Source organism: Mesorhizobium sp. B2-6-1, from assembly GCF_006440475.1.
Taxonomy (GTDB): Bacteria; Pseudomonadota; Alphaproteobacteria; order Rhizobiales; family Rhizobiaceae; genus Mesorhizobium.
On record NZ_VFUH01000012.1, the window covers coordinates 193,345 to 213,356 of the forward strand.

Annotated in this window: 25 protein-coding genes, 1 tRNA gene and 4 pseudogenes; 18 read left to right on the top strand and 12 right to left on the bottom strand. The window is 63.2% G+C overall.

Features of this window, described 5'->3' with window-relative positions; translation table 11 throughout:
* The first annotated feature begins 93 nt into the window (after positions 1-93).
* The 4 genes from FJ443_RS23500 (at position 94) to FJ443_RS23515 (ending at position 2,001) form a co-directional block, all read left to right on the top strand.
* Positions 94-363 carry a DUF333 domain-containing protein gene (locus tag FJ443_RS23500; protein WP_140666149.1) on the top strand — a complete coding sequence of 90 codons (270 nt, stop codon included), beginning with the start codon at positions 94-96 and terminating at the stop codon, positions 361-363.
* Positions 364-383: 20 nt separating this feature from the next.
* Positions 384-752 (top strand): DCC1-like thiol-disulfide oxidoreductase family protein, encoded by a 369-nt coding sequence (locus FJ443_RS23505; protein ID WP_140524950.1) that lies wholly within the window; start codon positions 384-386, stop codon positions 750-752.
* Positions 753-920: 168 nt separating this feature from the next.
* A complete protein-coding gene (locus tag FJ443_RS23510) occupies positions 921-1,595 on the top strand; it encodes a PadR family transcriptional regulator (RefSeq protein ID WP_140495908.1) in 675 nt (224 codons plus the stop codon).
* 112 nt (positions 1,596-1,707) lie between these two features.
* A complete protein-coding gene (locus FJ443_RS23515) occupies positions 1,708-2,001 on the top strand; it encodes an HlyU family transcriptional regulator (protein ID WP_140495907.1) in 294 nt (97 codons plus the stop codon).
* A 77-nt stretch (positions 2,002-2,078) separates the two neighbouring features.
* Here the strand turns inward: FJ443_RS23515 and FJ443_RS23520 are convergent, their stop codons facing one another.
* The gene (locus FJ443_RS23520) at positions 2,079-3,281 is read right to left on the bottom strand and encodes an MFS transporter (RefSeq protein ID WP_140560661.1); all 1,203 of its coding nucleotides are present in this window, start codon (positions 3,279-3,281) and stop codon (positions 2,079-2,081) included.
* Between the two features lie 146 nt (positions 3,282-3,427).
* Positions 3,428-3,886, bottom strand: a complete 459-nt coding sequence (locus FJ443_RS23525) for an Lrp/AsnC family transcriptional regulator (protein WP_140524836.1) — start codon at positions 3,884-3,886, stop codon at positions 3,428-3,430.
* A gap of 171 nt (positions 3,887-4,057) precedes the next feature.
* Here FJ443_RS23525 and FJ443_RS23530 point away from each other — a divergent pair, with 171 nt between their 5' ends.
* Positions 4,058-4,795: an AzlC family ABC transporter permease gene (locus FJ443_RS23530; RefSeq protein WP_140555975.1), complete on the top strand. Its 738-nt coding sequence runs from the start codon at positions 4,058-4,060 to the stop codon at positions 4,793-4,795.
* Entirely contained in the window at positions 4,792-5,091 is a 300-nt protein-coding gene (locus FJ443_RS23535; RefSeq protein WP_140495903.1) for an AzlD family protein, read from the top strand. Before FJ443_RS23530 ends, FJ443_RS23535 begins: the two co-directional genes overlap by 4 nt.
* A gap of 55 nt (positions 5,092-5,146) precedes the next feature.
* Here FJ443_RS23535 and FJ443_RS23540 read toward each other — a convergent pair whose 3' ends face one another.
* Positions 5,147-5,782, bottom strand: coding sequence for an FMN-dependent NADH-azoreductase (locus FJ443_RS23540; protein WP_140560663.1), 636 nt, complete (start codon positions 5,780-5,782; stop codon positions 5,147-5,149).
* A 108-nt stretch (positions 5,783-5,890) separates the two neighbouring features.
* Between FJ443_RS23540 and FJ443_RS23545 the strand changes: the two genes are divergently transcribed.
* Positions 5,891-6,844 carry a LysR family transcriptional regulator gene (locus tag FJ443_RS23545; RefSeq protein WP_140560664.1) on the top strand — a complete coding sequence of 318 codons (954 nt, stop codon included), beginning with the start codon at positions 5,891-5,893 and terminating at the stop codon, positions 6,842-6,844.
* Positions 6,845-6,887: 43 nt separating this feature from the next.
* Here FJ443_RS23545 and FJ443_RS23550 read toward each other — a convergent pair whose 3' ends face one another.
* A complete protein-coding gene (locus FJ443_RS23550) occupies positions 6,888-7,481 on the bottom strand; it encodes a TetR/AcrR family transcriptional regulator (protein ID WP_140560665.1) in 594 nt (197 codons plus the stop codon).
* Between the two features lie 66 nt (positions 7,482-7,547).
* Between FJ443_RS23550 and FJ443_RS23555 the strand changes: the two genes are divergently transcribed.
* Positions 7,548-7,973 carry a VOC family protein gene (locus tag FJ443_RS23555; protein WP_140555970.1) on the top strand — a complete coding sequence of 142 codons (426 nt, stop codon included), beginning with the start codon at positions 7,548-7,550 and terminating at the stop codon, positions 7,971-7,973.
* Positions 7,974-7,983: 10 nt separating this feature from the next.
* On the opposite strand, the gene FJ443_RS23560 is transcribed toward FJ443_RS23555, so the two are convergent.
* Positions 7,984-8,934 carry a trypsin-like peptidase domain-containing protein gene (locus FJ443_RS23560; protein WP_140581996.1) on the bottom strand — a complete coding sequence of 317 codons (951 nt, stop codon included), beginning with the start codon at positions 8,932-8,934 and terminating at the stop codon, positions 7,984-7,986.
* A gap of 168 nt (positions 8,935-9,102) precedes the next feature.
* Between FJ443_RS23560 and FJ443_RS23565 the strand changes: the two genes are divergently transcribed.
* The 3 genes from FJ443_RS23565 (at position 9,103) to FJ443_RS23575 (ending at position 11,717) form a co-directional block, all read left to right on the top strand.
* Positions 9,103-9,975 (top strand): S1C family serine protease, encoded by an 873-nt coding sequence (locus FJ443_RS23565; protein WP_140524834.1) that lies wholly within the window; start codon positions 9,103-9,105, stop codon positions 9,973-9,975.
* An 8-nt stretch (positions 9,976-9,983) separates the two neighbouring features.
* On the top strand, positions 9,984-10,664 hold the full coding sequence (locus FJ443_RS23570; RefSeq protein ID WP_140666151.1) for a helix-turn-helix transcriptional regulator: 681 nt from the start codon (positions 9,984-9,986) through the stop codon (positions 10,662-10,664).
* A 186-nt stretch (positions 10,665-10,850) separates the two neighbouring features.
* Positions 10,851-11,717: an NAD(P)-dependent oxidoreductase gene (locus tag FJ443_RS23575; RefSeq protein WP_140555964.1), complete on the top strand. Its 867-nt coding sequence runs from the start codon at positions 10,851-10,853 to the stop codon at positions 11,715-11,717.
* A 363-nt stretch (positions 11,718-12,080) separates the two neighbouring features.
* Here the strand turns inward: FJ443_RS23575 and FJ443_RS23580 are convergent, their stop codons facing one another.
* A complete protein-coding gene (locus FJ443_RS23580) occupies positions 12,081-14,039 on the bottom strand; it encodes an OmpA family protein (RefSeq protein ID WP_140666153.1) in 1,959 nt (652 codons plus the stop codon).
* A gap of 197 nt (positions 14,040-14,236) precedes the next feature.
* Between FJ443_RS23580 and FJ443_RS23585 the strand changes: the two genes are divergently transcribed.
* A complete protein-coding gene (locus FJ443_RS23585) occupies positions 14,237-14,683 on the top strand; it encodes a YcgN family cysteine cluster protein (protein WP_140560716.1) in 447 nt (148 codons plus the stop codon).
* 257 nt (positions 14,684-14,940) lie between these two features.
* Positions 14,941-15,297, top strand: coding sequence for a hypothetical protein (locus tag FJ443_RS23590; protein ID WP_140516721.1), 357 nt, complete (start codon positions 14,941-14,943; stop codon positions 15,295-15,297).
* Positions 15,298-15,566: 269 nt separating this feature from the next.
* On the opposite strand, the gene FJ443_RS23595 is transcribed toward FJ443_RS23590, so the two are convergent.
* Entirely contained in the window at positions 15,567-16,277 is a 711-nt protein-coding gene (locus FJ443_RS23595) for an SIMPL domain-containing protein (RefSeq protein ID WP_140524832.1), read from the bottom strand.
* A gap of 145 nt (positions 16,278-16,422) precedes the next feature.
* Here FJ443_RS23595 and FJ443_RS23600 point away from each other — a divergent pair.
* A tRNA-Ile gene (locus tag FJ443_RS23600) sits at positions 16,423-16,498 on the top strand.
* A gap of 81 nt (positions 16,499-16,579) precedes the next feature.
* Here FJ443_RS23600 and FJ443_RS31715 read toward each other — a convergent pair.
* The 4 genes and pseudogenes from FJ443_RS31715 to FJ443_RS23615 all read right to left on the bottom strand — a co-directional run.
* Positions 16,580-16,786, bottom strand: a pseudogene (locus FJ443_RS31715) (tyrosine-type recombinase/integrase); the annotation flags it as partial.
* 3 nt (positions 16,787-16,789) lie between these two features.
* Positions 16,790-16,891: pseudogene (locus FJ443_RS32070) on the bottom strand (hypothetical protein); the annotation flags it as partial.
* Positions 16,892-16,975: 84 nt separating this feature from the next.
* Positions 16,976-17,137, bottom strand: a complete 162-nt coding sequence (locus FJ443_RS31725; protein WP_246679088.1) for a multiubiquitin domain-containing protein — start codon at positions 17,135-17,137, stop codon at positions 16,976-16,978.
* Positions 17,138-17,163: 26 nt separating this feature from the next.
* Positions 17,164-17,385 (bottom strand): DUF2188 domain-containing protein, encoded by a 222-nt coding sequence (locus FJ443_RS23615; protein ID WP_140495891.1) that lies wholly within the window; start codon positions 17,383-17,385, stop codon positions 17,164-17,166.
* Positions 17,386-17,410: 25 nt separating this feature from the next.
* On the opposite strand from FJ443_RS23615, the pseudogene FJ443_RS31730 reads away from it, so the two are divergent.
* Positions 17,411-17,515, top strand: a pseudogene (locus FJ443_RS31730) (DUF488 family protein); the annotation flags it as partial.
* Between the two features lie 332 nt (positions 17,516-17,847).
* Here FJ443_RS31730 and FJ443_RS23625 read toward each other — a convergent pair.
* Positions 17,848-18,417: an EF-hand domain-containing protein gene (locus FJ443_RS23625; RefSeq protein ID WP_224655859.1), complete on the bottom strand. Its 570-nt coding sequence runs from the start codon at positions 18,415-18,417 to the stop codon at positions 17,848-17,850.
* 177 nt (positions 18,418-18,594) lie between these two features.
* On the opposite strand from FJ443_RS23625, the pseudogene FJ443_RS31735 reads away from it, so the two are divergent.
* The 3 genes and pseudogenes from FJ443_RS31735 to FJ443_RS23645 form a co-directional block, all read left to right on the top strand.
* Positions 18,595-18,781, top strand: a pseudogene (locus FJ443_RS31735) (serine/threonine protein kinase); the annotation flags it as partial.
* A 179-nt stretch (positions 18,782-18,960) separates the two neighbouring features.
* Positions 18,961-19,287, top strand: coding sequence for a low affinity iron permease family protein (locus tag FJ443_RS23640; protein ID WP_140632143.1), 327 nt, complete (start codon positions 18,961-18,963; stop codon positions 19,285-19,287).
* A gap of 93 nt (positions 19,288-19,380) precedes the next feature.
* Positions 19,381-20,012: phospholipase D-like domain-containing protein (locus tag FJ443_RS23645; RefSeq protein ID WP_246681242.1), on the top strand; the 632-nt coding region annotated here is incomplete at its 3' end.

The window sequence follows — 20,012 nt, forward strand, 5'->3', positions numbered from 1 at the left end:
GTTCCGGAGCCGATGAGCAGGTGCCGGCTCGACGGCGCCTTGCGGCAAGACGGTGCGCTCCATCGTGATAGAGTGCAGCCAGCGGAGATCGCGATGAAGAAAGTTTCGATATTGGCTATCAGCCTTGCCGCGTGGTCGTCGATGCCGATCGATGCCCACACTGCCCCGCAAAAACCGGTCGGCATGTCCAATCCCGCATCGGTCCATTGCGGAGAGATCGGCGGGCGCCTGATGATCAAGAAGGACAAGGCTGGCAATGAATATGGATTTTGCCGCTTGCCAAATCGGCGGCTGTGCGAAGAGTGGGCGCTGTTTCGCGACAACAAATGCGTCGGGTCGAAGACGGCGATGGGCCTGAAGTGATCGATAGCAGAACCAGGCCATTGCTGACCGTCTGGTACAACACGCGCTGCCCGGTCTGCGATGCCGGCATTGCCAGGCAGAAGCGGCGGTTGATCGAGGCGGTCAAGGCCGGGCGGATCGAATTTCGCGACATCAATCATGAACCGGCAGCCTTGGCCGGATTTGGCGCTTCGCTGGAAGACATCCGCCGCCGGCTGCACGCGACCGATGCTCAGGGCAGGCTGCTGGTCGGCGCCGATGTCGCCATCGCCGTGTGGGCGCTGACGCCGGGCGAGGGCTGGCTGGCAAAGCTGCTCGGCAACGCCCTTACGCTACCGCTCGCTCGCTTCGGCTACGACCGCTTCGCCGACCTGCTCTATGCCTGGAACCGGCGCAACGGCCGCTGGTAGCGCCGGCTACTCCAATCATGATGAACGCATGTTCGAGCGCGACCGACGGATCGGCGTCCGACAGATGCTGTTCGCTTCCGGCCCGATACATCGTAAGATATATCTTGACTCCACGCTGGCGTGTGCCTAGCTAAGATATGTCGTACGATATAACTCAAGGAGCAATCAATGCACGGACACAATCATTTTGGCGATCGCGCCGAGCGCGTCTTCATGCACATGGCCGGCAAATTTGGCGGCAGAGGCGGGGGCGGCGGCTTTGGCCCGTTCGGCCATGGCAGGGGCGGCGGACGCGGCGGCCCGGGCGACATGTTCCGCGCCGGGCGCATGCTGGCCGACGGAGACCTCAAGCTGATCACGCTGTCGCTGCTGGCCGAGGCGCCACGCCATGGTTATGACATCATCAAGGCCTTGGAGGAGCGCACCAGCGGCATCTACAGCCCGAGCCCGGGCGTGGTCTACCCGACGCTGACCTTCCTGGAAGAGGCAGGCTATGCCGTGTCCTCGAGCGAAGGCAACAAGAAGGTGTTTTCCATCACCGAGGCCGGGCAGGCGCATCTTGCCGACAACCGTGAGATGATCGAGGGCGTGCTAGACCATCTCGAGCGCTTCGGCCGCAAGATGGCCAAGGCGCGCGACTGGTTCGGCTGGAATGACGATAGCGAGGACCGGCGCGGCGGCCGAGGCGGCCGTTCGGAAAAGCGCGACGAATTCCGTGCGCTGCGCCACCGGCTGCGCGCCGCGCTGAGCGACATCGTCGATGCGCCGGCGGACAAGCAGGCCGCGGCGATGAGCATCCTCGAAGACGCCGCCGCCGCGCTCGAAGCGCTGTCGCGCAAATAGCCGGCTTCGGTCCAACCGGCACGGCCCTTGCCCGTTCAGGCAAGGAGCGATAGTGAAATTCATCCCGCGCCAGATTATGTGGTGCGGGATGAATGCTGTTGGAGGAAGTCCGATGTCTTTTCTGAAGCGTCTTTTCGGCGGTGGCGGTGATGAAGCGGCCGAGCCAAAGAGCGCCGCACCGGCCAAGCAGGTCGAGCACAAGGGTTTCACGATCAGCGCCACGCCCTACAAGGCCGATGGCCAGTACCAGACCTGCGGCGTCGTCTCCAAGGATGTCGACGGCGTCCTGAAGGAACACAGATTCATCCGCGCCGACCGCTTCGCCGGGTTGGACGATGCCGTCGACATCTCGATCAAGAAGGGCATCCAGCTCGTCGACGAGCAGGGCGAGCGGATGTTCGGGTAGGCGCCGACGAACAGCTCAAGAATTCGACAGACCCGAGGGCCGGCCCAGATCCTGGGCCGGCCCTTTCGTTTGCTCCGCTATGCCGGCTGCAACGCTCTGCGCGGCAGTGGCGGGAAGGCGATGGCGATGCCTGCCGCACCCAGCCCGATGAGGGCCGAACCGATGAACAGCCAATGGTAGTTGGCGTAGGCGTCGAACACCATGCCGCCGGCCAGCGGGCCGAGCGCCATGCCGAGGCTGGACAGCATGGTCGCGGCGCCGAACACGGTGCCCAGGATGCGCTGGCCGAAATATTCGCGCGCCAGCACCGCGTAGAGGGGCATGACGCCGCCATAGGTGGCGCCGAAGATGACGGCCAGCATGTAGAACTGGTCGAGCTGGCTGACCGAGAGATAGGCGGCGATCACCACGGCCTGGATCAACAAGCCGGCGATCAGCACCGGCTTGACGCCAAGCCTGTCGGCGAGCACGCCATAGAGCAGACGCCCGCCAAGCCCGGCAAGGCCCTCGACGCTGTAGATCGAGACGGCGGCCATGGGCGCCACGCCGCACAGCATGGCATAGCTGACCATGTGGAAAATCGGCCCCGAATGCGCCGCGCAGCAGGCGAAGAAGGTCAGCCCCAGCACGATGAATTGCGGCGAGCGCAGCGCTTGGCCGACGCTCAGGCCGGCGCCCTCGGCAACCGGCGAGGAGCCGGTGTCGGTCACGACAGGCTTCGGTGGCTGGCGCACCAGAAGCACCGCCGGCAGGAGCAGCACCCAAGCCATGATGCCGATGTCGAACATGGCGGTGCGCCATTCATAGGCCGAGATCAGCCAGCGGGCGAAGGGCGAGATCGTCATCGGCGCGACGCCCATGCCGGCCGAGACCAGCGACACGGCAAGGCCGCGATTGGTGTCGAACCAGCCTGTTGTAAGCGCGATCATCGGTGCGAAGAAGGCGCTGGCCGCGAGCCCGACGAGCACGCCAAAGGTGATCTGGAAGGTGATAAGCGAGCCCGCGCGGCTGGCCAGCACCAAGGCCAGGCCGAGAAGCAACGCGCCGATCGTGACGACGATGCGGGCGCCGAAGCGGTCCGACAGCGCGCCCCAGGCGAAGCCGCCAAGGCCCATGACCAGGAAATTGAGCGTCATCGCGCTCGATATGCCGGCGCGTGACCAACCGGTATCGAGCGCCATCGGCTCGAGGAAGATCGCCAGCGAAAACATGGTGCCGATGGCGACACAGGACATCAGCGCGCCGGCCGCGACAATGACCCAACGATAGGAAAGGTTCATGGTTTTCTCCCATGCCGTAAGGCATTTGTTGTGCGGCACGGCCTGACTTGGCCTGCCGCTTGCGTCCGAAGGACGCCGGCGCCGGCACCAATCCTACAATCCGGTTGCATTTTTTATCCAGTCCGGGATGGGCCATTCCCCGGCGCCTAGATCGGCAGTTCCGATGTGTATTTGATGGTCTGGCTGGGAACGTCGGTCTTGACGTTCTGCACGCCCCTGATGCGGCTGAGATGTTCCGACTGGAAGCGGCGGTAGTCGTCGATGCCGGCCGCCACCACGCGCACCATGGCGTCGCAGTCGCCGAGCATCAGATAACATTCCATCACCTGCGGCAGCTTGGCCACTTCGGTGGCGAAATGCTCGATCGTGTCTTCGTCCTGCGCTTTCAGCCAGATGCGGGTGAAGAAGGTCAGGCCCTTGCCGATGCGGGCCGGATTGAGCACTGCGACGTAGCGGTCGATGACGCCGGCCTCCTCCAGGAGCTTGACGCGACGCAGGCACGGCGACGGCGACAGGCCGACTTCAGCGGCCAGTTCATTGTTGGCCATGCGCCCGTCGCGCTGCAGTGCCCGCAGGATGCGCCTGTCGATCTCGTCAAGTTTCATGGCTCTAAATTCCGTTTATCTGTTAATTCATGGCATAAGATGCCAAAATCTGGTAAAAGACAACAATCTTCGCAACCAAATTGCGAGGCCTGGCGGCTATGGTTGCCCTGACATCAGCGGCATCCAACGGAACCGGCAGAGGCGGCCGCGCGGCGCGGCCGGAGGAAGATCATGAGCATTGCAGAGACCAGATCGGCGGCGGGCGGCGGACTGAACTCCGAGTTCCGGCGCGGCGTGGCCTCCTGCGCGCCCGTGCTGTTCGGCACCATCCCTTATGCGCTGGTGCTTGGTGCACAGGCCACACAAAGGGGGCTCAGCACCGCAGAACTGTCGCTGCTGACGGGACTGAACTTCGCCGGCGGCTCGGAATTCGCGGCGATCCAGCTGTGGACGTCGCCGCCGCATGTCCTGCTCATCGTCGCCATTACCTTCCTGGTCAACAGCCGCCATCTCCTGATGGGGGCGGCACTGGCGCCGTTCCTGCGCGACCTGCCGCGGCGCAAGGCGTTTTCCGCGCTGTTCTTCATGTGCGACGAAAGCTGGGCGCTCGGCCTGGCCGACGCCAAACGGCGCGCCGCCGACGGCGTCGCGCCAGCCTTCAGCCCGCGCTACTATATGGGCGCGGCAGTGGCGATGTACCTGACCTGGGTGGCCTTCACCACAATTGGCGCCTTGCTCGGGCCGGTGCTGGGCGAAGCCGAGACCTACGGCTTCGACATGGCGTTCGCGGCCGTCTTCCTGGTACTGCTGCGCGGCATGTGGAAGGATGTTGCCGCTGCGCGGCCGTGGCTGGTCAGTCTGATCATCGCGGCGCTGACCTACCTTTTCGTTCCCGGCGCCTGGTATGTAGCGGCGGGCGCGCTGGCGGGGCTGGTCTCGGCCTGGCTGTTGTGGAGGGATGAGGCATGATCGACGCGCAGACGCTTCTCACCATCGTGCTGATGGCCGGTGTCACGTACCTCAGCCGCGTCGGCGGCTATGTCGTGCTGCGCAATCGGGTGCTCAGCGCGCGGGCAACGGCCGTGATGGAGGCGGCGCCCGGCTGCGTGCTGATCTCGGTGATCGCGCCTGCCTTCGTCTCGAAAAACCCGGCCGATCTTCTGGCTCTGGCCGTCACGCTGATTGCCGCCACGCGATTTTCGATGCTGCCGACCGTGCTGATCGGGGTCGCTTCGGCGGGACTGCTGCGGCACATCATTGGATAGGCCAAAAAAGGCAGGCGCGGGCGCCTGCCTTCGATCTGGTTGGCAATCAGAGCTTTTACGCGGCTGCCGCGACATCCCGGCTGGCAGCCACCACGGCGTCGACCTTGGCGGTTGCCTTGGCGAGCGCTTCGCTTACTGCATCAGGACCCTTGGCGACGCCTTCGATGCGGATGACGTCGACGTCGGTCATGCCGATGAAGCCGAGCACCGAGCGCAGATAGGGAACGGCGTGATCGAACTGCACGGCCGCGCCTTCCGAGTAGATGCCGCCGGATGCCAGCACGATATAGACCTTCTTGCCGGTGACGAGGCCTTTGGGGCCGTTTTCGCCGTAAGCAAAGGTTTTTCCGGAACGGGCGACATGGTCGACCCAGGACTTCAGCGTCGAGGAGATGTTGAAGTTGATGAAGCCTGTCGCCAGGATCACCGTGTCGGCGGCAAACAGTTCGTCGAGCACGGCATCCGAGACTCCGACCACTTCGGCCTGACGCGGCGTGCGGGCTTCGGCGGGCGTATATATGCCGGTCGCATAGTCGGTATCGATATGCGGCAGCGGATTGGCGACGAGGTCGCGCACGACAAGCGTGTTCGACGGGTCGGCGGCGAGCAGCTTCTGAGCGAATTCGGTGGCGATATGGGTCGAGTGCGAGGCAGCGCCGCGCGGGCTCGACGTGACGAGAAGAATGGACATGTTGGGTCTCTCCAGTGGAATTGGATTGTCCCGCTACATATGGGCTTTCAACCCATCAGATAAACCGGTATATTTTCTATATGATCCATCCATTAATTAGATAGAATGATGCAGCCTAATCCGACACTCGACCAGCTTCAGATCCTCGTGGCCGTTGCCGACACCGGCAGTTTTTCCGCCGCCGGCCGCAAGCTCAACCGGGCGCAATCCGTCATCAGCTACGGCATCGCCAATCTCGAGGCGCAACTCGGGCTGAAGCTGTTCGAGCGCGAGGGCACGCGAGAGCCGCAGCTGACCGAGATCGGTCGGGCGATGCTGGAAGACGCGCGGCGGATGATCAGCGTGCTGCACCGCATACGCTCGCGCGTCGATGGTCACCATCGGGGGCTGGAGGCGGAAGTCGCGCTGTCGGTGGATGCGGCGCTGCCTTCGCCAGTGCTGGTGCGGGTGCTCAAGGCGTTCGAGGCGCAATTTCCGACCGTGATGCTGCGCCTGCACATCGGCACACTCGGCGTGATCCCCGACCATGTTGTCGGTGGCCAGGCCGATCTCGGCATTGGCGGCCTGCTGGGCGATGTCGACGTCCACCTGGTGGGCATAGGCTTCATGTCGATAGTGCTGGCGGCCGCGCCCACCCACCCGCTGGCGCTGCTGCCCAAACCGGTCGCGATCGAGGACGCGCGCGAACACACACAACTCGTCGTCACCGACCAGTCCGAGCGTACCAAGGGGCGCGATTTTGGCGTCTTCGCCTACCGAACCTGGCGACTGACGGACCTGCGCACCAAACATATGTTGATGCGTGAGGGGCTGGGCTGGGGCGGGCTGCCGCGTTGGCTGATCGCTGACGATCTGGCTACCGGCCGTCTCGTGGAACTCGACCTCGAGCCTTTCAGGGAGGTGCGTTCGCCGCTTTATGCCATGCACCGCGCCGACCGCAGCCCGAAGCCGGCGGCGGCCTGGCTGATCGACCAGTTCAAGCGCCAACTTGGCTGCTTCAACGAATTCGAACCGGGCGAGGTGCCCGACGAAGAGCCGGAAATTTCAAGCGCGCAGATTTGATTCCAACCTTTGCCCTGGATCTCACCACCGGTGAGCCTTCGGATCAGGCGCGGAACAACCCATCGATCAGTGCCGTGAGAACGTTGCGGTAGTCTTCGGCCGAACCGCCCGCCTCGATGGCAAGTGCCGCGCGGTCGAAAGCGGCGGCGAGCAGGGCGGTCGTCGCTTCGGCCGGAAGCTTCTTCATCGTCCTCGCCCGCATCGCCGCGACCAGCCCTTCGCGCAGCGAGCGATTGCCATGGCGGTTGTCGATGGCGTCCATTTCGGCGCGGCCGAGCACGGCCGGGCCGTCGAGCAGCAGGAGCCGCGTGCGGCCGGGCGCGCGCATGGCGGCAAGATAGGCGTCGGAGCCGGCAATGAGCGCGTCGCGGGCATTGATCGAAGGCGGCGCGGCGCCTTCGATCTCCCGCGCCACGGCCTCTGCCTCCTGCTCGACGACGGCGCCGAACAGCGCCTGCTTGTCGGAGAAGTGGTGGTAGAGCGCGCCGCGCGTCACGCCGGCCGCGGCGACGATCTCTGGTGTGCCGGTCTCGGCGTAGGATTTTTCGATGAACAGTTTTCGCGCTGCGGCGATCAGATCGGCGCGTGTCGCCTCGGTGCGGTCACGGTTGGAACGGCGCGCTGATCTCTGTTGCATACATGCAGCCTGTATGTTAATTCAATTTACATGCAGACTGTATGTTGCTTGACGGGAGAAGGAAAGATGAAGACGACGAGCTACTATCCGGTGCTGATGACCGGGGACGTTGCCGGCACAGCGGCGTTCTATGTCGAACATTTCGCCTTCCGGCCGCTGTTTACGAGCGACTGGTACGTGCATCTGCAATCGGTGGAGAGCAAGCGCGTCAATCTCGGTATCGTGCAAGGCGACCATGAGACGATCCCGGAAGAGGGACGGGGTCGGAGCTCGGGCCTGCTGATCAACTTCGAAGTCCGTGATCCCGATGCGGTCTATGAGCGGATCACAGCCGCCGGCCTGTCCATCCTTCGGTCCCTGCGCGACGAGCCTTTTGGCCAGCGCCATTTCATCACCAGGGATCCCAACGGCGTCCTGATCGATGTCATCAAGCCGATCCCGCCAAGCGAGGAATTCCTGGCACAGTATGCGCAGGGTGCAGTGAGCGCCTGAGTGGAAACCCTCAACCAGCCCTTGCCACTGGCGTCACTGTCACCTGGCTGACACCGGTGCGGCGCACCACCGTGCACCGCGTCTCGCGGCCGATCCGCTCGGCGTCGAGCAAACGCACCAGGTCGTCGACGCCGGTGACCGGTCGGCCGTCTATCGCGGCGACGATATCGCCTTCCCTGAGGCCGGCCTTGGCCGCAGGGCCCTCCTTCTCGACGCCGCGCAGCCGAACCGCGGTCTTGCTCGACACTTGCGACAGAAGGGCCGCGCGACGGGGCAGGTTCACGGTGTCGGCCGACACCCCGATGAAGGCGCGGCGTACGCGGCCGAAACGGATGATCTCCGAAATGACGAAATTGGCGGTGTTGGAGGCGACGGCAAAGGCAATGCCTTGCGCACCATGGATCATGGCGGTGTTGACGCCGATCACCTCGCCCGCCGAGGATACCAACGGTCCGCCGGAATTGCCGGGGTTGAGCGCGGCGTCGGTCTGGATGACGTCGTCGATCAGCCGCCCGGTGGAAGCGCGCATCGAGCGGCCGAGCGCCGAGACGACGCCCGAGGTGACGGTCCATTCGAAGCCGAGCGGGTTGCCGATGGCTATGGCGATCTGGCCGCGCCGCAGGCGCTTGGAATCGCCCAGCGGCGCGACATCGGCAAAGCTGCCGTCGGCGCGCACCAGCGCGATGTCGGTGTCGGCGTCGCGGCCGAGCACGCGGCCTTCGCTGGAGGCGCCGTCGGGCATCGATACGCGCACCGTTCTGGCATCGCCGACGACGTGGAAGTTGGTGACGACGAGCCCATCATGCGCAATGACGAAGCCCGACCCATGCCCGCCCTGGCCACCGATGCGCTCGATGCGGCAGACAGCCGGGCCGATGCGGTCGACAGCATCGGCCACCGTCGTCGAGTAGGCGTCGAGCAGCGCGTCGTCGGATTGGAATTTGGCGGCAGCAACGGCCATTGGCAGGCTCCATGTTTTCAGGCGCAACGATGACTATATGTGCGGAGCGGCTTCATCCGCCGCGACCTGACCAGATGGCCAGTCGCCCGGCCGACTAGCCGTCAGGCGAGTATCTCCAAGCGCGCTGCCGCGCGATATCTGGGGCATGGATGAACCCAGGAGACTGCTATGAGCGAATTCAATCTAAGTGCCTTTTCGGAAGCCATTGCCGATCTGGCAGCCAAGGCGGCACCGGCGACCGCGAGCTTCACCACCCACAATCATCGCACAGCGAGCGCTTTCCATTGGCGCGACGGCTACTTCGTTGCCGCCGAGGAAGCCGTCGAGGCCGGCGAGGAGATCGAGCTGACGCTGGCTTCGGGCGAGACGGTGAAGGCCGATCTTGTCGGCCGCGATCCCTCGACCGGCGTCGCCCTGCTCAAGCCGGCCGGTGCTACCAATGCCGAGCCGTTGGCCAAAGCGGATGCGGTGCGGCCCGGCAACATTGCCGTCGCCATCGGCAACAGCCGGGGTTCGGCGTTGGCAGTTTCAGGCTCGGTCGGCGAAGTCGGCCCGGCCTGGCGCTCAATGCGCGGCGGCACCATCGACCGGCGCATCAACCTGGCGGTGGGCGCCGGCGGCCGTTTCGAGGGCGGCCCGGTGCTCGATGCCAAGGGCGCGCTGATCGGCATGCTGTTGTTCGGGCCGCGCGGCCGCGCGCTGGTCATGCCTTACGAGACGATCGAGCGGGCGGTCGCGACGCTGCGCGAAAAAGGCCATGTCGCCCGCGGCTATCTCGGCGCCGGCTTGCATCCGATCCGCGACGGCGAGGCCCGCGGCGCCATCGTCATGAGCCTTGATGACAACGGTCCGGCCAAGGCCGCCGGCCTTTCCCTCGGCGACATCATCGTCGCCTGGAACGGCGAGGCGGTGAGCGGCCCGCGCGAGCTGATCCGCAGGCTCGGGCCCGACAGCGCCGGAGCTTCGGTTACGCTCGGTGTCGTGCGCGGCGGAGAACAGCGAGACGTGGCGCTGACGATCGGCGAAAAGCCGCTTAACTGAGAGGATTGATGGAGGCGATCGCGACAGGCGAGATGACGCAAAGCGGCACCGGCGAGCGGCAGCTGGTCGTGCTGGTGGCGCTCGGTGATGCCGCGCGCGCCGAGCGGCTGTCCGTGTCGCTTGCCGCGACCGACGATCTGCTGCCGGTGACGCCGGGCAGCAGCGAAGCGGTTGATGTCGCCATCGTCGACGAGACCGCCGGCCCCACGGGTGCGGGAACAGGGAAGGGCGACGCCGTTCCCGCCGCGACCGCGCGGGTGCTGTTGTCTTCGCAGGCCGGCCTGGCACGGCCGCAGGGGCAGGTGTTCGCCGTGCTGCCGACGGCGGCGGATGCAATGCTGATTGCGGCCGCCGCCAGGCTGGCGGCGGCCGGCTACCGCGTCTTTGGCGACAGCGGATCCGTTCCTGGCCGCCGCGATGATTTCCAAGGCGGTGATATTGGCGGCGACGGCCTTTTCGACGAGGAGCATCCCGACGAGCATGCCGCCCGCCCGACGCTGTCGCCGCGAGAAGCGGAAGTGCTGGCGCTGCTGGCCGAAGGCGCGCCCAACAAGGTGATCGCGCGGCGGCTCGACATTTCCGTTCATACGGCGAAGTTCCATGTCGCCGCGATTCTGATCAAATTGGGCGCTGCCAACCGCACGGATGCCATCGCCATTGCGATGCGGCAGGGGCTGGTGCTGGTCTAGGGTGACGTCTCAGCCAGGATTTGACGATTATCGTCAAAGTCAGCGCTGCCCCTATAGCTCCAGATCATTTACAGCGGCAAGGAACGGACCCTCCGCAGCGTCACCGTCAGCCGCTGCCGCAAGCTCTTGTATCCGGGGACCGCCACAGGCAAGGATCGCGCTACGAGACAAGCAAGCGGAGGAAAAATGTCGCTCAAGGGAAAGACGCTGTTCATCTCCGGCGGGTCGCGCGGCATCGGGCTGGCGATCGCTTTGCGCGCCGCGCGCGACGGCGCCAATGTGACGATCGCGGCCAAGACCGCTGAGCCACATCCGAAGCTGCCGGGCACGATCTACACCGCCGCTGAAGAGATCGAGCAAGCCGGCGGCAAGGCGCTGCCGGTCCTGTGCGACATTCGCGAGGAGGCGCAAGTGGCCGAAGCGGTGTCGAAGACGGTCGAAAAATTCGGCGGCATCGATATCTGTGTCAACAATGCCAGCGCTATCCAGCTCACCGGGACCCTGGAAACCGACATGAAGCGTTACGACCTGATGCACCAGATCAACACGCGCGGCACGTTTCTCGTTTCCAAAATGTGCATTCCGCACCTGAAGTTGGCCGGGAATCCTCATATCTTGAATCTGGCGCCGCCGCTCGACACGAAGGCCAAGTGGTTCAAGAACCATGTCGCCTACACCATGGCCAAGTTCGGCATGTCCATGTGCACGCTGGGCATGAGCGCGGAGTTCGCCAAGGACGGCATCGCGGTCAATTCGCTGTGGCCGATCTCGACCATCGATACCGCGGCGGTGCGCAATCTTCTGGGCGGCGCGACGGTGGCGGCGATGAGCCGTTCGCCCGAAATCATGGCCGATGCCGCGCATGCCATCTTCATGCGGCCATCACGCGAAGCGACCGGCAATTTCTACATCGACGAGGAAGTGCTGCGCGCCGAGGGGATCAGCGATTTTTCGGTGTATGCGCCGGGTGCGGCCGGGCCGCTGGCCGGCGACTTTTTTGTCCCGGACGAGGTGTTTGCCAATTCCGACACGAAGATCAGGACGGCTTTCTAAAGATGTATCGAGGCGCAAATTCCGGATGGAACTCGGTTTCAGACATTCCTGGAGTTGCTCTGAGCAAAAAGCCCCGCCGGAGAGGGCCGGCGGGGCTCAGTGCGTCCCGCTGGAGTCGGGACGGGGCAGGGAACGCCCGATCCTGAATCTGGGGTAGGCCATCTCGCGATTCAATGAGCGGGACCCGACGCCAGGACAATTCTTGTTGAACTTGGGCCGTTGCCGCGATCTCGCCCATCCCGGCGAAACCGGGATGGGCTTTTTACCGATCCGATTCCAGAAGCCTGCTCAAGCGCCTGGAAATGCAGACATTTGTGGACCATGATCTTTTCCGAAAGCCGGTTTCCGGCTCCCGGATCGTGGTCAGTTGTTGCTCGCCACCGGCGCCACCAGCGAGGTGATGCGGCGGATGGCGACACGCCGGTTCTCGCGATTGGGGCCTGAGGTGTCGACCTTCAGATATTCCTCGCCATAGCCCTGCGTGGTCAGGTTTTCAGGCGGTATGCCGAAGGCGTTGGTCAGCGCTTCGGCCACCGCTTCGGCGCGGCGGTCCGACAGAGCGAGGTTCGCCTCCGGTGTGCCGACAGCGTCCGTGTGGCCTTCGATAAGGAAGGTCTCGGCCGGGTTCTTCTTCAACAGCTTCTCCATGGCCGTGGCGACACCCTCGAGCTTCTGCACCTCGGCATCGGAGATCGAGGAAGAGCCGAATTCGAAGTTCAGCGTGTCAAGATCGATGCGTCGGGCAATGTCGCGCACCCGTGCGGAACGCTTGACCTCGTTGATCGAATAGAGGCGCTGCACCTTCTCCACCGGCGGTTGCTCGAGGAAGGTGTAGTAGTCGTCCGGGCTTTCGACCTCTTCGGAGTCAAGGATGTAGTCCCGGCGCGGAATGGTCAGCCGCATCGGTGGTAGGTCGTCGCCCGGATCGCGCCAATCGTTATCGTCGTCGTAGCTTCGTTCGTCGACATAGCTCAACACATACTCATGACCGTCGGGCATGATGCGCGACCGCTGGATGATGTCGCCGTAGCGGTTGCGGATGGTGACGATCTGCACGCCGTTGTCGCGCTCGACTGTCTCGCGCGTGCGGCCTTGCGACAGATCCTCATAGTAGACATCCTTGGCGCCGCGGGTCAGGCGCGGCCGGTCACTGCTCTGAACGTATGTCTGATCGTTGAGCTGAATGATGACGCGATCGCCGATCTCCTTGAGCACGTCGACACCCTTGGGGCGGCGGCGGTCGCGGATGTTCTCGTCCGGTGCGCGCTCGAGGCGTTTGCCCTTCTCCTCGGTAACCGGGACGATTTTTTCCGGTTTGATCTCCTGCTGAGCAGCTCTATCGTCGGTCGGGGGCGGACCCTGGTCGACGGGAGCGACCGCGGGTTGGCGGCCCTGAGCACCGCCCTGCCGGGCGTTTTGCCCACCATTCTGCTGCTCGCCATTTTGCTGCTCGCCATTCTGGTTGGCGGGGTTCCTGCTGGCCTGGCCGTTCTCGCCGCGGCCGCGGCGTCTGGCATCCTTCTGGCTGTCGAGAATGGGGGCAGCGTTCTTGTCGGCGGACGTCTCGGCCTGCTCGGGGTTTTGCCCCTGGACAGGCGCGGCCTTGCCGGCACTGGGCTGTTCACCCGTGGCCGGCTGCTCGCCCGTTGCAGGCTGCCTGCCGGTTTGCTGTTGTTCGCCATTGGCCGGCTGCTGTTCGCCATTGGCCGGCTGCTCGCTAGCCGGTTGTCTGGCGTTCTTTTTCCTCTTGTCCTGGGGTTGTTCGCCCTGGGCTGCCGGCCGCTCGCCTGAGGGTGCCGGTTCTGCCTTGGGTGCTTCTGCGGCAGGTGCTTCCTTCGGTGTCGGCACGGCGCTGGGCTCGGCCTGCTGCTCCTGTTTGCGCTTCTTGCGCTGGTTGTCGTTGGCAGGTTCCGTTTGGCCCGCCGGTGCCTGTTCGGTCTGCTGTTGTTGGTCGCGCTTCTTCCTGCGCGGCTGCTGTTCCTCGACGGCGGGCGCGGCTTCACCGGCGGGCGCCTGCTCGACCTGCTGCTGGTCGCGCTTCTTCCTGCGTGGCTGTTGTTCCTCGGCAGCTGGTGCGGCCTGCTGTGCGGGTGCCTGTTCGGTCTGCTGTTGTTGCTGATCGCGCTTCTTCTTGCGTAGCAGTTCCTGGTCGCTCTGCTGTGCATCGTCAGTCTGGGTGTCCTGGGCCAGGACCAGCGGCATTGCGCTGTCTCGCATGGGGCCGAACGCGGCACTTCCCTGAAGCGGGGATGCGCCCAACGGCGCGGATGCCATCAGCAGGCCGAGTGCGGTGCCTGCCAGAATCCGTGGTTGGCGTTTCATCGAAATTCTCCTTGTGGGGTCCCATCCTTGCCGAAACCGATTTTAACGAAATTGGTTCCGGCGGCTCATGGTTAGGGACCGTACGGGGCGATTGGCCGGCCTTTTGAAGGCAACTTCATGTCTTTCGACGGGGGTGCCGCCCCATTCCAGCCTTTGCCCTGCTTGACCTTCGCGGCGGCTGGGGCCACATGCCGGAGATGGAAACGCCGTTCTGGAAAACAAAGACGCTGGAAGCAATGAGCCCGGCCGAGTGGGAATCGCTCTGCGACGGCTGCGGCAAATGCTGCCTGTCGAAGCTCGAGGACGAGGATACTGGCGACATCTACTGGACCAGCGTCGGCTGCCGCCTGTTCGACGCGCAGACATGCCGCTGTTCAGACTATCACAACCGGCTGGCGCGCGTTCTCGATTGCGTCGGGCTGACGCCGCAAAATGTACGCACCATCAGTTGGCTGCCCAGCACCTGCGCCTACCGGCTGGTCGCGGAGGGGCACGATCTCTACTGGTGGCACCGTCTGGTGTCGGGCAGTGCCGAGACGGTGCATGAGGCCGGCATGTCGATGCGCGGCCGGGTCAAGGCCAACGAGACGGATCTGGCCGAGCCGGAGGATTATTTCGACTATATGCTTGACGACGAGCCATAAGCTCGCATCGGGACGAGGAACCATAGCTCGCATCGGGATGACGAGCCCTGAGGCCGGTGTCCGCAAGGGCGCGCAGGAACCAGGAACCATGCGAGACGTTTGGGGCACATTGTTGGAAAACCCGTAGAAGCTTCCTTTTTCCGCCACATGAACCGCCGATGAACGGCAGGTTCGTAAATAGTTCAGACAGGCGGGTGCATTCTCCCATCATCGATTTGAAGAGGACGGGCGAGAGCCCGCAACAAGGAGAGAAGACCATGTTCAACTCGGTGAAAACGGCAGCCCTTTCGGCCCTCGTCGGCCTCGGCACGCTGGCGGCCGTTCCCGCCCATGCCGACAGCCTTTACCTGGGCTTCGGCAACAACAACGATCCGCGCTTCGGCGTCTATGCCGGCGATGACGGCTATCGCCACCGCCGCGATGAACGCCGCGACGACTGGCGCCGCGGCTGTTCGCCCGACTGGGCCCTGAACAAGGCCGAACGCATGGGGCTGCACCGTGCCCGCGTCGTCGACGTCAGCCGCCGCACGGTCAAGGTGATGGGCCGCCAGTATGGCGACCGCGTCGTCATCGTGTTCGCCAATGAGCGTGGTTGCCCGATCATCAACCGCTGAGCCTCTTAAGGCGCGACCTTCTGCGAGGGTTGGTAGCGGCATGATCCTCTGCGGGGTCAGTCGGCAGACACCCACCCTCTGCGAAGATCGATCCTGTCAGGATCAGTCTGGAGACACGACCTTCTGCGAAGGTCGGTCTGGAGTAGTGGAGCCGCTTTCCTTCGGGAAGAATGCGGCTCAAAAAACCCGCGGGAGCGATCCCGCGGGTTTTTTCATGCACCACGGCGGACGGTTCAGGGTCGGGCTCGGCCATGGACCATCGAAGACGCTTATTTCAGTTCGAAGGTAACGGTGACCTGGACATTGTAGGCGTTCTCGCCGGCCTGCACCGGAGCAGCACCGACGGCCGCGTCGAAGGCCTTGGCGTTGATCGGCATCGGTGGCGGCGCGATGTTCTGGTCAGTGATTTCGATCACCCGGCCTATACTGACGCCGGCTGCTTCCGCCAGCGTCTTGGCCTTGGCCATGGCATCGGCCACCGCCTTTTTGCGCGCTTCGGTGACGGTGGCAGCCGGATTGTCGTTGGTGAAGACGATGCCGCCGCCCTGGTTGACGCCCAGCGACACCGCCTTGTCGAGGATCTCACCGGTCTTGTCGACGTCGCGCACGCGCACCGACAGTGTGTTGGTTACCTGGTAAGCAATCAATTCGGCCTCCTGGCCGCCGTCGGGCTTGTTTGTGTAGTTATAGCGCGGATTGATCTGGATGCCCGCGGTCTGGAGGTCGCGGTCCTTGATGCCGGCCGACTTCATCGCGGCGATCACGGCCGCCATGGCGTCGTTGTTGGCATCCAGTGCGGCGCGCGCCGTCTTGGCTTCGCGCATGACGCTGAGCGTCAGGACCGCCAGGTCGGGCGCTACAGTCGCCGCCCCTTCGCCCGAAACCACGATACGGGGCGGTGTCGGCGACTCAGCGGCCGCGGCCAGCGCCGGAAAGGCGATGGCGGCGGCGAGTGCGAGGGGCAAAAGAGGTCTGGTCATGAAATCTCCTCGGGTAAGCATATCCGCGCCCAGCGGGCGCACGCGGCTCCTTATGGCGCGATTATGGGCTGATTTGGACGATTGTGACCAGCGGTCCCGGAAAGCCTTGTGCCGCGATGCGAAAAACATTAATCCAGCCCGCGTGGGGCCTGTAGCTCAATGGTTAGAGCCGGCGGCTCATAACCGCTTGGTTGGGGGTTCGAGTCCCTCCGGGCCCACCATTATCGTTATTTATAGTGCGTTAAATGGTGGTTCGCCACGAGGTTGGCCAACAGGTTCGCCAAGCATGGTTTGCGCGTTACCAGCCTTACGACTCGGTCCATGCCCTGCACAGCCAAACGCACCTGCGACGCTTCCCGGGAATAGAGTTCGGCATGGTCGATATCGTCATGGCCGAGAACGTCCATCATCTGCCTGGTGGATGCTCCCGCCTCGGCGAGATAAACCCCGAGTGACTTCCTCAAACCGTGCAGTGTAAGGCCCTTCGGCAATCCGGCGAGAGCGAGGTACGGAACGTCCCGGACCACGAGGTGCAATGTGTCGACCCTCAGGGCGTAGCCCTTTTCAAGCAGTCGGCGGATGTCGTCGTTATGACTGGCCAGTTCGATTAACACTGAAGACCATTCCTTCCTTGACCTTCACGCTGCCACCCGGAGCCAGGATGCCTTCCGGCTTGTGACCGTCGCCGCGGGTGTAAGTTACCGAGTAGGTGATCTCGGGTGCTGCGGATAATCGGGATAAGCTAGTGTCACCACCTCGGCGTAGGTGATGGTGTCCTTCTTCGGGACCTCGTAGGGGCTGCCGTCAACAATGATGGTGACGGTCTTGTCCTTGCCCTTTTCGTTCTCCTGGGTCTGCATTTTAGGATATCCTTGTGTTGAAGCCGCTAACCGCGCGGCGGGAAGGGATCGTTGCCGTAAGAGTTCGAGTCGCGGATCTGCCCGTTGGGGCGATGGATCACCACCTCGCTGTGCTGGTTGATGGCGATGTCTCTTGCCGAGGCGACCGCACCGGCTTGGGTCGGATGAAGCGAAGTGGCGCGGTTATTGCCGGCGCCGAGCACCGCCCACTGACCGTCGCGAGGTACGACATGCTGATTTTTGCCCATGAAAGTCTCCGTTAAGGTTCGTTTGTCCGTCGGCAGGCAGCAGCGGTGCGCCATCATGTGCTCGGAAACGCTTTGGTGGCGCTGCCACAGGAGAATCGTCGCGAATTATCTGATCAGTCGTGGCGAGTCCGCGCCGCCGCGGCATCGGAGACGCGCAAGGTCGGGTGTGTGAGGCGGATGTTCGGCTTGCGCCGGGTTTTGTGCAGTCCTGCATTTGAATAGACGTGCTTTGCCTGCACCAGCCGCCCATCAGGGTGCGGAACTGAGCCAATTCATGAAACCTTGCTGGAAGCGCCGAGGCACTTCGGCCTCTGGCACGTTCCACGAATTGAAGAGACGCTTGCCTGCTTCGGGTCACTGCACGAGCATGCTCGCATCGGTGTGGAGGTCCGATCGACCAGCCTGGCATACTACCAACCGATGCTAGGGATAGCGTCCAAAAAAGCGCCTAAGTTCGAAGTGCTACTGCATCTCTCCACTTCCGCGACTATGTGAGAAGGATTCAATCTCCTCCAAATCAATCCTGCCATCGCCGTTCTCGTCGACGACGTCAAATATCCTCCCGATCACATCCTGGATCTCGCTCTGCGAAAGTGCTCCATCGCCGTCGGCGTCCATTATCGCAAACATTATTTTCATCCTGGCCGCGTGCATCATGCGAGGCCCCATGCGATCAGGCTTTCGAGCTATCCTGTCCCCATCGTGCGGCCCTTGCCCTATGTCCCGGTGCCAATCTTGCCGATGCGGAGGCCTTTCTTCGGGGCCGCGATCTCCCTGCAGCTTGTCCTGTAACATCTCGTCCATCATCTGCCGCATCATCTCACGCGTCTGGTCTTCTGTCTGTTTGTTAGGGCCTGGCAGTGGTGTGGATCCAGACTGCTGCGGCGGCGGCTTAAGCTCCGGTGTCCCACTCGTCTGGGCCAGCGCCGGCAAGCTTAACATGACCAAAGCAGCGGCAGCTGCCGTCGTCCCACATTGTACTTTCATCGGATTTTCCTTCCTTGAATGGCCATGCCAAACTTCGGCATTCACGGCCAAACTTGCTCCTCAGACTTTGGTTCCGGATGCAAGCTGCACAATAGAAGCTCAAATCGTGAGGTTCGGCAGCTGAAGTACGATGCAGCGATGTCGAGCGACAACATCTTCGGTCATTTGATGGGCCGCCTCGCTCACGGCTGCGGGGTACTCACCGTTTGGCGGGCGCCGACGACGCAAACCGCCGCCGAACTGGAAGCGATTGCATCTTCACACGGCTGGACGCCCGAACCCGTGTTGAGGAACTGTCGGCTTCGGAGACTGTCAGTGGCGCGGCCATCAGACGATTTCCAGACTGCCGACCTTCGCTTGGGTGAGACGCGTAAAGGCTATCGAACGCGCAATCGAGGAACACAAACCACGGTGATCGTTGCTGCCGAAATGGTGAGATAGAGAATGCTCGCAGGCTGCTCCTAAAAAAGATGATCGAACGCCGCTTGGAATGGAACATGCGCTCCCACCACTGCTTGGCGCTCCGCCGGCATGCATTGTAGAGCTTGGCACAACGGGAACCTGCGTTGCAGTCGAAAGTTCTTGATGATGGCAACTCGCCCGATCACGAGCGTGCTCACCTCAATTGGCACGTTGACCTCTCGGCCGGCAGCATTCCTGGTGCTGCTGGCTTACGCGGCCCTTTGGCTATTTCTCGACAGGGCGAGTTTGAACTGGCACGGCGCGGCGACCCTGTTCACCTGGGCCATGACACTGTTCATTCAACGCGCAGAACATCGCGACACGCAGGCGATCCATGCCAAGCTGGATGAGATGTTGCGAACGAATAGCTCGGCATCGAACATCACCAGAATCGATGATGAGGAACCAGAGGAAATCGAAAAGCATCGCACTCGTAAACAGCAGGGCGATTGAGATGTGCCATGCGGACTCGCGGCGCTACGGGCGGGTGCGGACCCAGTGAGGTTTGGCGTAAACCGGGGAAGGCTGCTTAAGAGCCTCAAATACGTGGCCCTTGCCGTCATCGCCAGCCTGATCACTTTGCTGAGCATAAACTTGGCACCAGAGCCACGCATTTTGCGAACGCTTGTCCCGCACCGATTCGACGCGTCGGATCCCGAATTTGCAAGGAGCATGAGCAGTTATTCACAAGGACAGCTGTTCGATTCAAACTCGGTACAAACCCTTGTCAACGGAGATGAGATCTTCCCTTCAATGCTGCAGGCAATCCATGCGGCTCGGTCTACAATTGATTTCGAGACCTATATCTATTGGTCGGGGGTCGTCGGTTATGAGTTCGCGACCGCGTTGGCAACCAAAGCCCGGGAGGGTGTCGAGGTCCGTGTGCTCGTTGACTGGCTCGGCAGCCTGCCGTTCGATGAAGACCTGATCGAGATCATGACAAGCGCCGGCGTGCGGTTCCAGCGCTATAGACCTATTCATTGGTATACGTTGGATCGTGTAAACAACCGGACCCATCGCAAGCTGCTCATCGTCGACGGGCTGGTCGCGTTCACCGGCGGTGTCGGTATTGCCGACAACTGGCTCGGAAACGCCCGCAACCCAGATGAGTGGCGCGACACGCACTATCAAGTCAAAGGACCCGCAGTGTCTGCCTTCCAGGCGGCATTCGCGGAAAA

Excerpts from the sequence above, each read along its gene's own strand:
- FJ443_RS23500 (WP_140666149.1), top strand. The coding sequence starts at position 94 with ATGAAGAAAGTTTCGATATTGGCTATCAGCCTTGCCGCGTGGTCGTCG.
- FJ443_RS23510 (WP_140495908.1), top strand. The coding sequence starts at position 921 with ATGCACGGACACAATCATTTTGGCGATCGCGCCGAGCGCGTCTTCATG.
- FJ443_RS23515 (WP_140495907.1), top strand. The coding sequence starts at position 1,708 with ATGTCTTTTCTGAAGCGTCTTTTCGGCGGTGGCGGTGATGAAGCGGCC.
- FJ443_RS23520 (WP_140560661.1), bottom strand. The coding sequence starts at position 3,281 with ATGAACCTTTCCTATCGTTGGGTCATTGTCGCGGCCGGCGCGCTGATG.
- FJ443_RS23525 (WP_140524836.1), bottom strand. The coding sequence starts at position 3,886 with ATGAAACTTGACGAGATCGACAGGCGCATCCTGCGGGCACTGCAGCGC.
- FJ443_RS23530 (WP_140555975.1), top strand. The coding sequence starts at position 4,058 with ATGAGCATTGCAGAGACCAGATCGGCGGCGGGCGGCGGACTGAACTCC.
- FJ443_RS23535 (WP_140495903.1), top strand. The coding sequence starts at position 4,792 with ATGATCGACGCGCAGACGCTTCTCACCATCGTGCTGATGGCCGGTGTC.
- FJ443_RS23540 (WP_140560663.1), bottom strand. The coding sequence starts at position 5,782 with ATGTCCATTCTTCTCGTCACGTCGAGCCCGCGCGGCGCTGCCTCGCAC.
- FJ443_RS23545 (WP_140560664.1), top strand. The coding sequence starts at position 5,891 with ATGCAGCCTAATCCGACACTCGACCAGCTTCAGATCCTCGTGGCCGTT.
- FJ443_RS23550 (WP_140560665.1), bottom strand. The coding sequence starts at position 7,481 with ATGCAACAGAGATCAGCGCGCCGTTCCAACCGTGACCGCACCGAGGCG.
- FJ443_RS23555 (WP_140555970.1), top strand. The coding sequence starts at position 7,548 with ATGAAGACGACGAGCTACTATCCGGTGCTGATGACCGGGGACGTTGCC.
- FJ443_RS23560 (WP_140581996.1), bottom strand. The coding sequence starts at position 8,934 with ATGGCCGTTGCTGCCGCCAAATTCCAATCCGACGACGCGCTGCTCGAC.
- FJ443_RS23565 (WP_140524834.1), top strand. The coding sequence starts at position 9,103 with ATGAGCGAATTCAATCTAAGTGCCTTTTCGGAAGCCATTGCCGATCTG.
- FJ443_RS23570 (WP_140666151.1), top strand. The coding sequence starts at position 9,984 with ATGGAGGCGATCGCGACAGGCGAGATGACGCAAAGCGGCACCGGCGAG.
- FJ443_RS23575 (WP_140555964.1), top strand. The coding sequence starts at position 10,851 with ATGTCGCTCAAGGGAAAGACGCTGTTCATCTCCGGCGGGTCGCGCGGC.
- FJ443_RS23580 (WP_140666153.1), bottom strand. The coding sequence starts at position 14,039 with ATGAAACGCCAACCACGGATTCTGGCAGGCACCGCACTCGGCCTGCTG.
- FJ443_RS23585 (WP_140560716.1), top strand. The coding sequence starts at position 14,237 with ATGGAAACGCCGTTCTGGAAAACAAAGACGCTGGAAGCAATGAGCCCG.
- FJ443_RS23590 (WP_140516721.1), top strand. The coding sequence starts at position 14,941 with ATGTTCAACTCGGTGAAAACGGCAGCCCTTTCGGCCCTCGTCGGCCTC.
- FJ443_RS23595 (WP_140524832.1), bottom strand. The coding sequence starts at position 16,277 with ATGACCAGACCTCTTTTGCCCCTCGCACTCGCCGCCGCCATCGCCTTT.
- FJ443_RS31725 (WP_246679088.1), bottom strand. The coding sequence starts at position 17,137 with ATGCAGACCCAGGAGAACGAAAAGGGCAAGGACAAGACCGTCACCATC.
- FJ443_RS23615 (WP_140495891.1), bottom strand. The coding sequence starts at position 17,385 with ATGGGCAAAAATCAGCATGTCGTACCTCGCGACGGTCAGTGGGCGGTG.
- FJ443_RS23640 (WP_140632143.1), top strand. The coding sequence starts at position 18,961 with ATGGCAACTCGCCCGATCACGAGCGTGCTCACCTCAATTGGCACGTTG.